This window comes from Pseudomonas sp. GM21 (assembly GCF_000282215.1).
Classification (GTDB): domain Bacteria; phylum Pseudomonadota; class Gammaproteobacteria; order Pseudomonadales; family Pseudomonadaceae; genus Aquipseudomonas.
In genome coordinates this window covers 58,312-73,169 of record NZ_AKJS01000005.1, presented here as the reverse complement: position 1 = coordinate 73,169, position 14,858 = coordinate 58,312, and the positions used below count along the sequence as shown (strand labels likewise).

Below are 14,858 nucleotides of genomic sequence, written 5' to 3'. Positions count from 1 at the left end.
ACCCGCCGCTCAAACACAAGCTTATGGCTGACTATCAGGGTCGGGCATGCTCGTTGACCCAATGACTCACACACCTACACTTATCGGCCATCACTCCCAAAGGAATAGCCCTGATGAAAGCCGTGCTGTGCAAAGCCTTCGGCCCTGCCGAATCGCTGGTGCTGGAAGACGTCGCCAGTCCTGTTGCCAAGAAGAATGAAATCCTGCTGGACGTGCACGCTGCCGGGGTGAATTTCCCGGACACGCTGATCATCGAGGGCAAATACCAGTTCAAGCCACCCTTTCCGTTTTCCCCGGGCGGTGAAGCGGCTGGCGTGGTCAGTGCCGTGGGCGAAAAGGTCAGCCATCTGAAGGTCGGTGACCGTGTCATGGCCCTGACCGGCTGGGGCAGCTTCGCCGAACAGATCGCCGTGCCAGGCTATAACGTGCTGCCGATCCCACCCTCGATGGACTTCAACACCGCCGCCGCTTTCAGCATGACCTACGGCACCTCGATGCATGCCCTCAAGCAGCGGGCAAACCTGCAACCCGGCGAAACCTTGCTGGTGCTCGGTGCTTCCGGCGGCGTGGGTCTGGCCGCCGTGGAAATCGGCAAAGCCATGGGCGCCCGCGTGATCGCCGCCGCCAGTAGCGCCGAAAAACTTGCGGTGGCCAAGGCTGCCGGCGCCGATGAGCTGATCAACTACAGCGAAACCAGCCTCAAGGACGAGATCAAGCGCATGACCGACGGCCAGGGCGCCGACGTGATCTACGACCCGGTCGGCGGTGACCTGTTTGACCAGGCCGTGCGCGCCATCGCCTGGAACGGCCGCCTGCTGGTGGTCGGCTTTGCCAGCGGACGCATTCCGGAATTTCCGGTAAACCTGGCGCTACTCAAAGGTGCCGCCGTCGTCGGTGTGTTCTGGGGTTCCTTTGCCCAACGCCAGCCGCAAGACAACGCGGCGAACTTCCAGCAACTGTTTGGCTGGTTTGCCGAGGGCAAGTTGAAGCCGCTGGTATCGCAGGTATATCCGCTGAGCAATGCGGCGCAGGCGATCAATGATCTTGGCCAGCGCAAGGCGGTCGGGAAAGTGGTGGTTCAGGTTCGCTGAGCGTGAAGGTGCGGTCTGGATAGTCCCAGACCGCATTTTTATTGGCGGGGGTTAAAACAACTTCCGAACATCCTCCGGCAACAGATTCACGTACTTGCGAACCGGACTCGCCCGGCACTCCCTGACGATGTTCGGCACCCGCTTGTTCAACGTGGCAATCAACGCCAAGCGCGGCTCATTCTGCAACTGTGTCGCATTGAAGACGTTCGACAGATAAGCACGAGTGTAGTCAAACACCACTGCGTCGACCCACGCGGACTCCGGAAAATCGGCCAACATTTCGTTGAAGTCACGGCACTTCAACTGTTTCAGCCATTGGTTCGCATGTATGGGCATATCGTGATCCAGCCTGAAAACCATTGGGGCAGTCACTTCCATCTCTGAGGGCAGATCGCCTTCGACTGTCCACGCTTTGAAGCGCCACTGCTCAATGGCGTTGCGGCTCGCTTCCGCCAGATCAGGATGGTCGCTTTGCAAAATGCGTACTTTGCTGACCGAGCCATCGGCATACACCGTAAAACTGACCCGGACCGCTCCTGTAACCCCTTTTCTAAATAGCTCGCGGGGATATAACGGCTTCGGATTGTGTTCGGGAGTCAATACCACCTCACCAGCCCACACACCGACAGTCGCAACCAACAAAATCGCAAACACCAACCACCGCATAACCCCTCCCCTTCGCCGCTGAAATACCAAACCCGGTACCAGCAAAAAGGTTAAGGCTCATTAACCTGAAACAGAACGCCGTCGCATCCCAATCCAACGCAGGAAATTTCCCAAAGCCTCGTCCTGCCCCGGACTGAAATGCGTCGTTTAAAGCTGCGCAAGACGTTTCCCACACCGCCCTTCACTTATGCCTGTACGACATGTTCGTAAAGGAACAAACAATTACCCACATTTCCGCTTTTTTGCCAATGCGAACCGGTGCTATTTTCGGTAACGAAACTGTAACATTCGCATCCGCAGTCAAAACAAGAAATCTGGAGCTCTTGAATGTTTGCTTTCTTTCGCCCTGCCGCACATCAGGCTCCTTTGCCTGAAGAAAAAATAGACGACACCTACAAACGCCTTCGCTGGCAGATTTTCGCCGGGATTTTCATTGGGTATGCGGGTTATTACCTGCTGCGCAAGAACTTCACCCTCGCGTTCCCGGACCTGATTGCCCAAGGCTACACAAAGGGTCAGCTGGGCGTGGCCATGTCGGCAATTGCCATCGCCTATGGTCTGTCCAAGTTTCTGATGGGCATCGTGTCCGACCGCTCCAACCCGCGTTACTTCCTGCCTTTTGGCCTGGTGGTCTCCGCCGGAGTAATGTTCGTGTTCGGTTTCGCACCGTGGGCAACGTCCAGCGTGACCATGATGTTCATCCTGTTGTTCATCAACGGCTGGGCGCAAGGCATGGGTTGGCCGCCTAGCGGACGAACCATGGTGCATTGGTGGTCGCAGAAAGAACGCGGTCAGGTGGTATCGGTATGGAACACCGCGCATAACGTTGGCGGTGGTTTGATCGGCCCGCTGGCGATTCTCGGCATGGGCTGGTTCAACGACTGGCACAGCAAGTTCTACGTACCGGCCGCTGTGGCGCTGCTGGTGGCCGTGTTTGCTTTCATTGTGATGCGCGATACACCGCAATCGAACGGCCTGCCGCCCATTGAGAAATACAAAAACGATTATCCGGAAGGCTACGACGCCAGCCACGAAGAGGAATTCAGCGCCAAGGACATTTTCGTCAAATACGTGCTGCGCAACAAAATGCTCTGGTTCATCGCCCTGGCAAACGTCTTCGTCTACCTGCTGCGCTACGGCATCCTGGACTGGGCGCCGACCTACCTCAAAGAGGTCAAGCACTTCGATTTCGACAAGACGTCGTGGGCTTACTTCCTGTATGAGTGGGCAGGCATTCCCGGCACATTGTTGTGCGGCTGGATGTCGGACAAGATCTTCCGCGGCAACCGTGGACTGACCGGCATGGTGTTCATGGCACTGGTGACTGTTGCAACGATCGTGTACTGGCTGAATCCGCCGGGCAACCCGATGGTCGACATGATCTCGCTGTTCGCGATTGGCTTCCTGATCTATGGCCCGGTGATGCTGGTCGGCTTGCAAGCGCTGGAACTGGTGCCGAAGAAAGCCGCAGGGACGGCTGCTGGTTTTACCGGCCTGTTTGGTTATCTGGGTGGTTCAGTCGCGGCCAGCGCCCTGATGGGCTACACCGTGGACTATTTTGGCTGGGATGGCGGTTTCATTCTGTTGGTCGCCGCTTGTTTGCTGGCGATGGCATTTCTTGCCCCCACACTGGGGCACAAACAAACCGCCAGTCAGACCCGCGAAGCAGCGATCGCCTGATCAGACTTTGATTTGCAGCGCTTGAGCCGCGCCTCCAGATTTCGGTCTGGCATGGCGTGGCTACGCAGGGCGTGCGCCGTTTGCTCGACATAATCGCGAGTGCTGCCGTATCGCCCGCTAGCACTTTCGAACACCTGGCTCAGCACATGATCCGGCAAGTTGCCGGCATAGCTGGGCAGGTGCCGCTCCAGGACAAACCCCAATGCCTGAACCTGGTTTCCGTCTTCGAGACGGCAGTTGAGCCAGTGTGGCCGATAGGAGGGGACTGGCATTTCGCGCTGCCACAGCGCGTAAAGCGAGGATTCAAGTTGTTCTTCGGGCAAACGATAAGCGAAACCGCTGCAAGAGCCGCCACGATCCAGACCAAACACCAGGCCAGGCATTTCAGGTGTGCCGCGATGCTCGTGAGACCACAGGTACAAACCGCGATGGTAACCATGCACCCGACCGCGAACACGCTCTACCGCCGTGCACTCTGGACGCCAGATCAATGAACCGTAAGCGAACAACCAGACAGGCCCGCCCTTGTGGCGCGCCATGGTCGACTGCATCGAGCCGAGCAACTGCTCGTGCGTAAGCTGCGGCCCCAAGTCGAGTTGAGGAGGATAAGCCGGATTCATAAAAGCGGATTCAATGGCGCTCATGGCGATTAGCGTTCAGCTCCCCGCGGGTAGTGAATTACTTAATAGAACGCACCGCTGTAACAATAAGGCACATAAGTTTTAAGGCAATTTAGGTGCCATGGCACAGTTATTAAATTATTGCCTTAAACAAATATAACCTACCGGTATTTATATAAGTTTATAAATACCGATCGGCTATATGAGGAGTTATATCGGATAAAACTGCGGATCAAGATCGCGGATCAAGATCGCGGCGCGTACGCAAATACATCCGCACGCATCTGATGAGCATCCATTCCGGCTTCAACCAGCGCATCCAGCGTGCCGTAGACCATGGCCGGTGAGCCGCTGGCATAGACATGCAAGGATCTCAGATCCGGGAAATCCTCACACACCGCCTCGTGCAGCATCCCGCACCGCCCTTCCCAACCGCATTGATCACTGACGACCTTGTGCAGGAACAGATTAGGCAGTTTCAGCCATTCATCCCAATGCTCGATCTGGTAAAAGTCTTCAGGACGGCGCACGCCCCAGTACAGGTGAACCGGATACTTGAAGCCCGTGGCGCGGCAGTGCTCGATCAGGCTGTGGATCTGTCCCATGCCGGTGCCTGCTGCGATCAACACCAGTGGGCCGTCCGGCAATTCCGCCAGATGGGTATCGCCAAATGGCAGTTCAACTCGCACCATCGGATTGCGCTGAAGCTGGCTGATCAGGTTTAACGCACTGCTTTCGCGCGCCAATACATGGATTTCCAGGTCACGCCCGCCATGGGGGGCGGACGCCAGAGAGAATGCGGATTTTTCGCCGCTTTCACGCTCGATCATCAGGTACTGGCCCGCGTGATAACGCGGCGGCTTGCCGGCCGGTGCGCGCAGGCGCACGCGCCAGGTGTCGCCGCCGACGTCCCTGCATTCAATGACCTGACACGACACGCTGCGCACCGGTAGTTCTCCCAGCGCGAGCACGCCATCCCACAGCACGATGCAGTCTTCCAGCGGCTCTGCTATGCAAGTGTAGAACTCGCCATGGTCGCGCACATTACCGGCTTGTTCGACCCGCCCTTCCACCAGCAACGCCGCGCAGACATGGCAATTACCATTGCGGCAGCTTTGCGGGCATTCAAAGCCCAGGCGGCGGGCACCATCGAGAATCCGCTCGCCGGGCAGAATCTCAAGCACTGCTCCGGAGGGCTGCAAGGTTACACGCATCAATCTATTCCTAACTGATTCCAGATGGCATCGATCCGTTGGGTCACGGCGTCGTCCTTGACGATCACCCGACCCCACTCGCGAGTGGTTTCGCCCGGCCATTTATGTGTGGCATCGAGCCCCATTTTCGATCCCAGGCCTGAGACCGGCGAGGCGAAGTCGAGGTAGTCAATCGGCGTGTTGTCGATCATCACCGTGTCGCGCTTGGGATCCATGCGCGTGGTGATGGCCCAGATCACGTCGTTCCAGTCCCGCGCGTTAATGTCGTCATCAGTGACGATAACGAACTTGGTGTACATGAACTGTCGCAAAAACGACCAGACACCGAGCATTACCCGCTTGGCGTGGCCCGGATACGACTTCTTCATGGTCACGATGGCCATGCGGTACGAGCAGCCTTCCGGCGGCAGGTAGAAGTCAGTGATTTCCGGGAATTGCTTTTGCAGGATCGGCACGAACACTTCGTTCAGTGCCACGCCGAGAATCGCCGGCTCATCCGGTGGACGGCCGGTGTAGGTGCTGTGGTAGATCGGCTTGATCCGGTGGGTGATGCGCTCGACGGTGAACACCGGGAAGCTGTCGACTTCGTTGTAATAACCGGTGTGGTCGCCATACGGACCTTCGTCGGCCATTTCACCCGGATGGATCACGCCTTCAAGGATGATCTCGGCAGTGGCAGGGACTTGCAAGTCATTGCCACGGCATTTCACCAATTCGGTGCGATTGCCGCGCAGCAGACCGGCGAATGCGTATTCGGAAAGACTGTCCGGTACCGGCGTTACGGCACCGAGAATGGTCGCCGGGTCAGCGCCCAACGCCACGGACACAGGGAATGGCTGACCAGGATGCTTCTCGCACCACTCGCGATAATCCAGCGCACCGCCACGGTGACTCAGCCAGCGCATGATGACCTTGTTGCGGCCGATCACTTGCTGACGGTAGATGCCGAGGTTCTGGCGATCCTTGTTCGGACCTTTGGTGACGGTCAGGCCCCAGGTGATCAGCGGGCCGACGTCGCCCGGCCAGCAGGTCTGCACCGGCAGCATGGCGAGGTCGACGTCGTCGCCTTCGATGACCACTTCCTGGCAAACCGCGTCTTTGACGACTTTCGGCGCCATGGCGATGATCTTGCGGAAGATCGGCAGCTTCGACCAGGCGTCTTTCAAGCCCTTCGGAGGCTCGGGTTCTTTGAGGAAGGCCAGCAGCTTGCCTATCTCACGCAGCTCACTGACTGCCTCGGCACCCATGCCCATCGCGACCCGCTCGGGAGTGCCAAACAGGTTGCCCAGCACCGGAATATCGTAGCCGGTAGGGTTTTCGAACAGCAACGCCGGGCCTTTCGCCCGCAGAGTGCGATCACAGACTTCGGTCATCTCCAGCACTGGAGAGACGGGGATCTGGATGCGTTTCAACTCTCCGCGCTGCTCAAGCTGCTGCACGAAATCCCGAAGATCCTTGAATTTCATTAACGGTGGCACCCCTAAAATAGGCGTACATCCTACCTGCTCTGCCGTTCGCTGGCAGCTTATCGCTGCTTACCTGGCTGCATTTGGGTCACCATTACCCAGAGTTGCCCGTGCGTGCAAGCGCTTGAACAACGGCTCAAGCACCGGCGCGATGAACCGTGCACCGACTTCGGACAAGTGATTGTCGTCGACGTACATCGAATGACCATCGAGTTCGGTGCGGCAAAGCCCTTCGTCATCGCACAGCAGCGGCGCCGGATCAACAACGGTCACCCCGGTATTGGCTGTCGCAATTTGTGCAAACAACTGACTGATGAAAGCCTGGCGCTTGAAGTGTTCGGCCACCGCGAGCCCCACGTCATCGGTTGGACGATTCATCATCGCCAAGCGGCTGAGACGGTAAGGTGGGCTGAACGGTTGCAGCGGCACTTCCTTGACCAGCCAGACGCGATGCCCGCCGCCGCGCAGTTGTCGCACGGTTGCCTGTAATCCGTCGGTCAGTTGTTGTTCGGCGTTCGCCCGGTCATAACGGCCATGGGAATCGCGCAACACATGCCCAAGGTCACCTTTCGCATCGCCATAGAGATACAGGCTCCAGTGCGCGACCAACACCACATCGCCCACCGACTGCAGCTTCATGGCCTGCTCGACCCGGCGATTGAACCGTGCACACTGCGGATCGTGTTCCAGCCCTTCAACCGGAATGCAGCCCGTAGCACTGGCCAGAATCACGCTGACACCGTACTTCTGCGCACCGTCGTCGAATACCGGAATCAACGCCGTGGCATGACTGTCGCCCCAGACCAGCGCCTTTGAAACGTCTGGTGCTGGCATCCCGTAATGACAAAATAGCTTGTCGTCCGGGGTTTGATCATTGGCCACGCAGCGCATCAGCTCCGGGCGCCACTCTTTCCCTTTGGCATACTGCAAGGCTTGATCGGACAGGCGCGAGGGCAAACCATCGGTCCAGCGCAACGCTTGGCCGGCCAGCCCCAACACCAACACCCCCATCCCCGCTGCGAGCAGAATCTGCCGACGCCCCGCCAACAGCCGGCGCTCGCGCAACGGCGTCTCGACGAATCGCCACGACAGATAACCCAGCACCAGACTGAGCAGAATCAACCCTGAGATATCAAACGGGCCAGGCTCGTCGACGCTGGCATAACTGGAGAAAACGAAGACCGGCCAGTGCCACAGGTACCACGAATAGGAAATCAGCCCGAACCCGACCAGCACACGACTGGCGAGCAAGCGACCGACCAGGGTTTGCCGATGGCCGTTGGCCAGGATCAGCGCGACTACACCCAGGGTCGGCAGCAAGGCGGCTGCACCAGGGAATGGTGTGCTTTTGTCATAGCAGAACACGGCCGTCAGAATCAGCCCGGCTCCGGTCAGGCTCAACAGTTGCGCCCCGATGGGCGTCAGGCGCCAGCCCGTTCGCGGCGCGATCGCCAGCATGGCGCCGGCCAACAGCTCCCAGGCACGCATTGGTAACAGGAAAAAGGCTTTTTCAGGGTGATGGGCAACGGCCCAGACACTGAGCCCGAATGACACCAGCAACACGCCAAACAGGGCCAGGCGCCAATGTTTCAGGCGACTCGACAGCACCGTCAGGAGCAGCGGAAAGACAATATAAAACTGTTCTTCAACCGCCAGCGACCATGTATGCAGCAAAGGCTTGAGATCGGAGGCGACGTCAAAATAACCGTCCTGACGCATAAACAGGATGTTGGAAACGAACATCACCTGATAGCGCACCGAGCGGCCCAGCTCTTCGTAATCCGCGGGCGCCAACAGGAACCAGCCCACCACCAGCACCGCGACAATCATCACAAACAGCGCTGGCAGAATCCGCCGGGCACGGCGCGCCCAGAAATCGACAAAGCTGAAACGCCCGGCCTGCCGCTGATTCCAGATGATCGAGGTGATCAGGAAGCCGGAAATCACGAAAAAGATATCTACACCAACGAATCCGCCGGTAAATCCAGGAACGCCAAAATGGAACAACACCACCGCAATAACGGCGATTGCCCGCAAGCCGTCGATATCCCTTCGGTAAGCAAGAGTGCTCATAAACTCGAATGCCAGTCAGTTGATTATTGTTTGAACAGCTTCTGTCCGTGGCGCAAGGGCTAGACAGCGTTTCTGTATCGAATGAGTGCTTCCCAAGGGACCGTAGCTGATCACAAACCTTCCATTTTCAACACAAAAAAAATGGCACCCTCGAGGGGCGCCATTTTTCAACTCAAACGAGCCGTCTTACTTGCGCTTCATCGACAAGAAAAACTCGTCGTTGGTCTTGGTCGTTTTCAGCTTGTCGACCAGGAACTCGATGGCAGCGATCTCGTCCATCGGGTGCAGCAGCTTGCGCAGGATCCACATGCGCTGCAACTCGTCGTCGGCGGTCAACAACTCTTCGCGGCGTGTGCCGGAACGGTTGATGTTGATGGCCGGGAAGACGCGTTTTTCAGCGATACGACGGTCCAGAGGCAGTTCCATGTTGCCGGTGCCTTTGAATTCTTCGTAGATCACTTCGTCCATCTTCGAGCCGGTTTCAACCAGCGCGGTGGCGATAATGGTCAGCGAGCCGCCTTCTTCGATGTTCCGTGCGGCGCCGAAGAAACGTTTCGGTTTCTCCAGGGCGTGGGCATCGACACCACCGGTCAGTACCTTGCCGGAGCTCGGGATCACGGTGTTGTAGGCACGGGCCAGACGGGTGATGGAGTCGAGCAGGATCACCACGTCTTTCTTGTGTTCGACCAGGCGCTTGGCCTTCTCGATCACCATTTCGGCAACCTGCACGTGGCGGGTTGGCGGCTCGTCGAACGTCGAGGCAACCACTTCGCCGCGCACGGTGCGCTGCATTTCGGTTACTTCTTCCGGACGTTCGTCGATCAGCAAGACGATCAGATGAACTTCCGGGTTGTTGCGTGCGATGTTCGCTGCAATGTTCTGCAGCATGATGGTCTTACCGGCTTTCGGCGGTGCAACGATCAGACCGCGCTGGCCTTTGCCGATCGGAGCGCACAGGTCGATGACACGACCGGTCAAGTCTTCGGTGGAACCGTTACCGGCTTCCATCTTCATGCGCACAGTCGGGAACAGCGGGGTCAGGTTCTCGAAGAGAATCTTGTTTTTCGCGTTCTCGGGACGATCGTAGTTGATCGTATCAACCTTGAGCAGCGCGAAATAACGCTCGCCTTCCTTTGGAGGGCGGATCTTGCCAACGATGGTGTCACCGGTGCGCAAGTTAAAGCGACGGATCTGGCTTGGCGAGACGTAAATATCGTCCGGGCCGGCAAGATAGGAAGCGTCAGCGGAGCGCAGGAAGCCGAAGCCGTCCTGGAGAATCTCCAGCACGCCATCACCGGAGATTTCCTCGCCGCTTTTCGCGTGCTTTTTGAGCAGGGAGAAAATCACGTCCTGCTTGCGCGAACGGGCCATATTTTCTATGCCCATCTGTTCGGCCAATTCGAGCAGTTCGGTAATCGGCTTTTGCTTGAGTTCAGTCAGATTCATATAGGAATGACGTAATCATTTATGGAGGGGGGAAATTAAGCTTTTGGCTTAATGAGGCCGCGCCGCAGAGAAGGCGACAGGATCGCGTACTTATTCGAAAAGGAGTGCGTCGGCGACGGCTAGCAGGGGGCAATGGAGAAACCAGTGCGGGGCCGAATGTAACACCTGCGTTTCGGAGCGTCTAGCCCTGAATAACGAAAAGGCCCCGCGATGTGCGGGGCCTTTTTGATGACGCTTAAATCAACGCTTAGATGTTGGCGTCGAGGAAAGCAGCCAGCTGCGACTTGGACAGCGCGCCGACCTTGGTCGCTTCAACGTTGCCGTTCTTGAACAGCATCAGCGTCGGGATACCACGCACGCCATGCTTGGCCGGTGTTTCCTGGTTTTCGTCGATGTTCAGCTTGGCAACGGTCAGCTTGCCTTTGTAGGTTTCAGCAATTTCGTCCAGAACAGGAGCGATCATTTTGCAAGGGCCGCACCATTCAGCCCAGTAGTCGACCAGTACAGCGCCTTCGGCCTTGAGTACGTCGGCCTCGAAGCTAGCGTCGCTAACGTGTTTGATAAGATCGCTGCTCATGGAAGTCTCCAGGTTGTAAGCAAAAAAACGTGGCCCATCATAGCCGCCCTTCCCTCGTTCAGGAAGGTGCAGATGATTGAGTCTCGCTATGGTGGTCCATGAGTTTGGGTATAGCTCAGGTCACAGGGTGGCGGGAGCGACGAAGGTAATTCCCGTACGCAGCGCCGCGTTTCGTACATGTTCGTGCATAGCCTTCTGCGCAGCCCCGGATGCCCGGCGGGTCAGCGCGCGGAGGATTTTACGGTGTTCCTGCCAGGTTTCCAGGGCCCGCTCAGCCCGGATGAACGGTAACTTCTGGCTCTCCAGAAAGATCTCGGCGCTGGCGCTCAGGATGCTCAGCATCGCCTGATTCCCGCTGGCCAGCAGGATGCGTTGGTGGAACTCGAAATCCAGCCTCGCTGCAGCCTCGAAGTCGCCGGCCTTCAACTCGATGCGCATCGCTGCGACGTTGTCTTCCAGCGCATCGAGCTCTTGAGTGCTCAGGGTCACTGCCGCCAAACCGGCGGCAAAGCCTTCCAGGGCATAACGCAACTGGAAAATATCCAGTGGTGAGGCCTGGGCAGCGAACGGCCAACTCACTGTGGGCTCGCCACGCGGCAGGTCCACCGGCGCCTGCACGAATACGCCTTTGCCTGGCTGGATACTGATCACCCCCAGCGCACTCAGCGACGACAATGCCTCACGCAATGACGCCCGACTGACCCCCAGCTGCACCGCCAGGTCCCGTTGCGAGGGCAAGGCATCGCCCGGCCCGAATCCATGCTCGGTGATCAGTTTACGAATGGCTTGCAGTGCCACTTCAGGAACCGCACGGGAGATCGAATTCATGGTTTTTTCAAACGAACCAGGCCAATGAGCGATCAGTTGTAAAGCTAATCGCAGCGCCCGGCAAGTCGTGCCCCATGGGGGTTCGGTCGTTTGCGGCGATGCGCTATCGGGGTGCGAAACAGGACCTGACTGTTCAGACCAGTAAGACCGAACAATGCCAGTAAACCCGCGGCCTGCGCCCCTAAAACCGACTCTTGGCATGGCCCATGCTCTGTCGATCCGCAGAATTCACTTCTCGCCGATCCGGAGATTTGCCATGACCCAGCGTTACAGCGCCCTCCTTGCCGCCCTGTTTGCCAGCCTGATGCTGAGCCAGGCGCCCGCCCACGCCGACGGTCTGGAGGATGTGGTCAAACGCGGCGTTCTCAAAGTCGCCGTGCCGCAGGACTTCCCACCGTTCGGCTCGGTCGGCCCGGACATGAAACCGCGCGGACTGGACATCGATACCGCAAAACTGCTGGCCGACCAGCTCAAGGTCAACCTCGAACTGACCCCGGTCAACAGCACCAACCGCATCCCGTTCCTGACGACCGGCAAGGTGGACCTGGTGATCTCCAGTCTCGGCAAGAACCCCGAGCGCGAAAAAGTCATCGATTTCTCCAGCGCCTACGCCCCTTTCTACCTCGCGGTGTTCGGCCCGCCAGACGCCGACATCAAAAGCCTGGACGACCTCAAGGGCAAAACCATCAGCGTCACCCGTGGCGCCATCGAAGACATCGAACTGACCAAAGTGGCCCCCGAAGGCGTGACCATCAAGCGTTTCGAAGACAACAACTCGACCATTGCCGCCTACCTCGCAGGCCAGGTTGACTTGATTGCCAGCGGCAACGTGGTGATGGTGGCGATCAGCGAGAAAAACCCGAAACGTGTGCCCGCGCTGAAAGTGAAGCTCAAGGATTCGCCGGTCTACGTTGGCGTAAACAAGAACGAGGCCGCGCTGCTGGGCAAGGTCAATCAGATCCTCGCCACCGCCAAGACCGATGGCGCGCTGGAGAAAAATTCCCAAACCTGGCTGAAAGAACCGTTGCCGGCCGATCTCTGATTTTCGCCAAAGGAGACCGAGCATGGCTTATCAGTTCGACTTTCTGCCGGTGGTTCACAACACCGACCTGTTGCTGCGCGGGGCGCTGTTCACCCTTGAGCTGACGGCGGTCGGTGCCGTGCTTGGCGTGGGGCTTGGCATCGTCGGGGCGCTGGTGCGGGCGTGGAACATTCGACCGTTCTCGGCGATTTTCGGGGTTTACGTCGAGCTGATCCGCAACACGCCGTTTCTGGTGCAGTTGTTTTTCATCTTCTTCGGATTGCCATCCCTGGGCGTGCAGATTTCAGAATGGCAGGCCGCGGTGCTGGCGATGGTGATCAACCTCGGCGCCTATTCCACCGAGATCATTCGTGCGGGCATCCAGGCGATTCCCCGGGGGCAGCTTGAAGCCGCAGCCGCCTTGGCGATGAACCGCTTTGAAGCGTTCCGCCATGTGGTCCTGCTGCCGGCCCTGGGCAAAGTATGGCCGGCGCTGAGCAGCCAGATCATCATCGTCATGCTCGGTTCGGCCGTCTGCTCGCAGATTGCGACCGAAGAACTGAGTTTCGCCGCCAACTTCATTCAATCGCGCAACTTCCGCGCCTTTGAAACCTATGCCCTGACCACCCTGCTCTATTTGTGCATGGCGCTGTTGATCCGCCAATTGCTGAACTGGATCGGTCGTCGCTACATCGCCAGGAGCAGCCAATGAGTGATTTCACCTTTTGGGACGTCGTGCGCAACTTGCTCACAGGCCTGCAATGGACCCTGGCGCTGTCGCTGGTGGCGTTTATCGGCGGTGGGTTGATCGGCTTGCTGATCCTGGTCATGCGCATTTCGAAAAAATCCCTGCCGCGAAGCTTCGCTCGCACTTACATCGAACTGTTCCAGGGCACGCCGCTGTTGATGCAGCTGTTTCTGGTGTTCTTCGGTGTGGCGCTGGCCGGCGTGGACATCTCGCCATGGATGGCCGCTGCGGTTGCCCTGACGCTGTTTACCAGCGCGTATCTGGCGGAGATCTGGCGCGGTTGCGTCGAATCGATCCCCAACGGTCAGTGGGAAGCTTCATCAAGCCTTGCGCTCAATCCGCTGGAGCAGCTGCGTTACGTGATCCTGCCGCAAGCGTTGCGAATCGCCGTGGCGCCGACCGTGGGCTTTTCGGTGCAAGTGGTCAAAGGCACCGCCGTGACTTCCATCATTGGTTTCACCGAACTGACCAAGACCGGCGGCATGCTTGCCAACGCCACCTTCGAACCCTTCATGGTGTATGGCCTGGTTGCCCTCGGTTACTTCCTACTCTGCTACCCCCTGTCCCTCAGCGCGCGCTACCTGGAAAGGAGACTGCATGCCTCTGCTTAGAATTTCCGCCCTGCATAAATATTACGGCGATCACCACGTGCTCAAAGGCATCGACCTTAGCGTCGAGGAAGGCCAGGTGGTGGCGATCATCGGCCGCAGCGGCTCGGGCAAATCCACGTTATTGCGCACGCTCAATGGCCTGGAGTCAATCAACGACGGCGTGATCGAAGTGGACGGCGAATACCTTGACGCCGCCCGTGCTGACTTGCGCAGCCTGCGGCAGAAAGTCGGCATGGTGTTCCAGCAGTTCAACCTGTTCCCACACCTGACCGTTGGCGAGAACGTCATGCTCGCGCCGCAAGTGGTGCAGAAAGTACCGAAAGCCAAAGCGGCTGAACTGGCGAGGGAGATGCTGGAGCGCGTAGGGCTGGGGGAAAAGTTTGACGCCTTCCCCGACCGGCTGTCCGGCGGGCAACAACAGCGGGTGGCCATTGCCCGGGCGCTGGCGATGTCGCCCAAAGTGCTGCTGTGCGATGAGATTACCTCGGCGCTGGACCCGGAGTTGGTCAATGAAGTGCTGAGTGTGGTTCGGCAACTGGCCAGGGACGGGATGACGCTGATCATGGTCACCCACGAAATGCGCTTTGCCCGGGAGGTTGGGGATAAGGTGGTGTTCATGCATCAGGGTAAGGTGCATGAGGTGGGGGATCCGAAAGTGCTGTTCGCCCATCCGCAGACGGCGGAGTTGGCGAATTTTATCGGGACGGTTGAACACGCCACCTGATCGTTCCCATGCTCCGCGTGGGAATGCCTCAACGGACGCTCCGCGTCCGCTTTTGGGACGCAGAGCGTCCCGGGCTGCATGCCCACGCGGAGC

The 14,858-nt window shown here is 58.4% G+C and carries 14 protein-coding genes; 6 read left to right on the top strand and 8 right to left on the bottom strand.

Features of this window, described 5'->3' with window-relative positions; all coding sequences use genetic code 11:
* Window positions 1-113: 113 nt before the first annotated feature.
* Window positions 114-1,091, top strand: coding sequence for an NADPH:quinone oxidoreductase family protein (locus PMI22_RS28270; protein ID WP_007942428.1), 978 nt, complete (start codon window positions 114-116; stop codon window positions 1,089-1,091).
* Window positions 1,092-1,142: 51 nt separating this feature from the next.
* Here the strand turns inward: PMI22_RS28270 and PMI22_RS28275 are convergent, their stop codons facing one another.
* Entirely contained in the window at window positions 1,143-1,757 is a 615-nt protein-coding gene (locus PMI22_RS28275) for an energy transducer TonB (RefSeq protein WP_007942427.1), read from the bottom strand.
* Window positions 1,758-2,084: 327 nt separating this feature from the next.
* Between PMI22_RS28275 and glpT the strand changes: the two genes are divergently transcribed.
* Window positions 2,085-3,437: a glycerol-3-phosphate transporter gene (gene glpT / locus PMI22_RS28280; protein ID WP_007942426.1), complete on the top strand. Its 1,353-nt coding sequence runs from the start codon at window positions 2,085-2,087 to the stop codon at window positions 3,435-3,437.
* Here glpT and PMI22_RS28285 read toward each other — a convergent pair.
* From PMI22_RS28285 to PMI22_RS28315, 7 genes are all read right to left on the bottom strand, one after another.
* On the bottom strand, window positions 3,410-4,081 hold the full coding sequence (locus PMI22_RS28285) for a gamma-glutamylcyclotransferase (RefSeq protein WP_007942425.1): 672 nt from the start codon (window positions 4,079-4,081) through the stop codon (window positions 3,410-3,412). The two genes, glpT and PMI22_RS28285, sit on opposite strands and share 28 nt — an antisense overlap.
* A gap of 221 nt (window positions 4,082-4,302) precedes the next feature.
* Window positions 4,303-5,271, bottom strand: a complete 969-nt coding sequence (locus PMI22_RS28290) for a CDP-6-deoxy-delta-3,4-glucoseen reductase (protein ID WP_007942424.1) — start codon at window positions 5,269-5,271, stop codon at window positions 4,303-4,305.
* Entirely contained in the window at window positions 5,271-6,737 is a 1,467-nt protein-coding gene (gene ubiD, locus PMI22_RS28295) for a 4-hydroxy-3-polyprenylbenzoate decarboxylase (RefSeq protein WP_007942423.1), read from the bottom strand. The genes PMI22_RS28290 and ubiD overlap by 1 nt, the downstream gene beginning before the upstream one ends.
* Window positions 6,738-6,806: 69 nt before the next feature.
* Window positions 6,807-8,810 (bottom strand): acyltransferase family protein, encoded by a 2,004-nt coding sequence (locus tag PMI22_RS28300; RefSeq protein ID WP_007942422.1) that lies wholly within the window; start codon window positions 8,808-8,810, stop codon window positions 6,807-6,809.
* 186 nt (window positions 8,811-8,996) lie between these two features.
* A complete protein-coding gene (gene rho / locus PMI22_RS28305; protein WP_007942421.1) occupies window positions 8,997-10,256 on the bottom strand; it encodes a transcription termination factor Rho in 1,260 nt (419 codons plus the stop codon).
* A gap of 247 nt (window positions 10,257-10,503) precedes the next feature.
* Window positions 10,504-10,833, bottom strand: a complete 330-nt coding sequence (gene trxA / locus PMI22_RS28310; protein WP_003206727.1) for a thioredoxin TrxA — start codon at window positions 10,831-10,833, stop codon at window positions 10,504-10,506.
* 120 nt (window positions 10,834-10,953) lie between these two features.
* On the bottom strand, window positions 10,954-11,661 hold the full coding sequence (locus PMI22_RS28315; protein WP_007942417.1) for a FadR/GntR family transcriptional regulator: 708 nt from the start codon (window positions 11,659-11,661) through the stop codon (window positions 10,954-10,956).
* A 256-nt stretch (window positions 11,662-11,917) separates the two neighbouring features.
* Here PMI22_RS28315 and PMI22_RS28320 point away from each other — a divergent pair, with 256 nt between their 5' ends.
* The 4 genes from PMI22_RS28320 to PMI22_RS28335 are packed head-to-tail and all read left to right on the top strand — an operon-like array spanning window position 11,918 to window position 14,765.
* Window positions 11,918-12,703 (top strand): transporter substrate-binding domain-containing protein, encoded by a 786-nt coding sequence (locus PMI22_RS28320; RefSeq protein WP_007942415.1) that lies wholly within the window; start codon window positions 11,918-11,920, stop codon window positions 12,701-12,703.
* Window positions 12,704-12,725: 22 nt separating this feature from the next.
* The gene (locus PMI22_RS28325; protein ID WP_007942414.1) at window positions 12,726-13,394 is read left to right on the top strand and encodes an amino acid ABC transporter permease; all 669 of its coding nucleotides are present in this window, start codon (window positions 12,726-12,728) and stop codon (window positions 13,392-13,394) included.
* Window positions 13,391-14,041, top strand: a complete 651-nt coding sequence (locus PMI22_RS28330) for an amino acid ABC transporter permease (protein WP_007942413.1) — start codon at window positions 13,391-13,393, stop codon at window positions 14,039-14,041. Before PMI22_RS28325 ends, PMI22_RS28330 begins: the two co-directional genes overlap by 4 nt.
* Window positions 14,028-14,765 carry an amino acid ABC transporter ATP-binding protein gene (locus tag PMI22_RS28335; RefSeq protein ID WP_007942412.1) on the top strand — a complete coding sequence of 246 codons (738 nt, stop codon included), beginning with the start codon at window positions 14,028-14,030 and terminating at the stop codon, window positions 14,763-14,765. The genes PMI22_RS28330 and PMI22_RS28335 overlap by 14 nt, the downstream gene beginning before the upstream one ends.
* The last annotated feature ends 93 nt before the right edge of the window (window positions 14,766-14,858 follow it).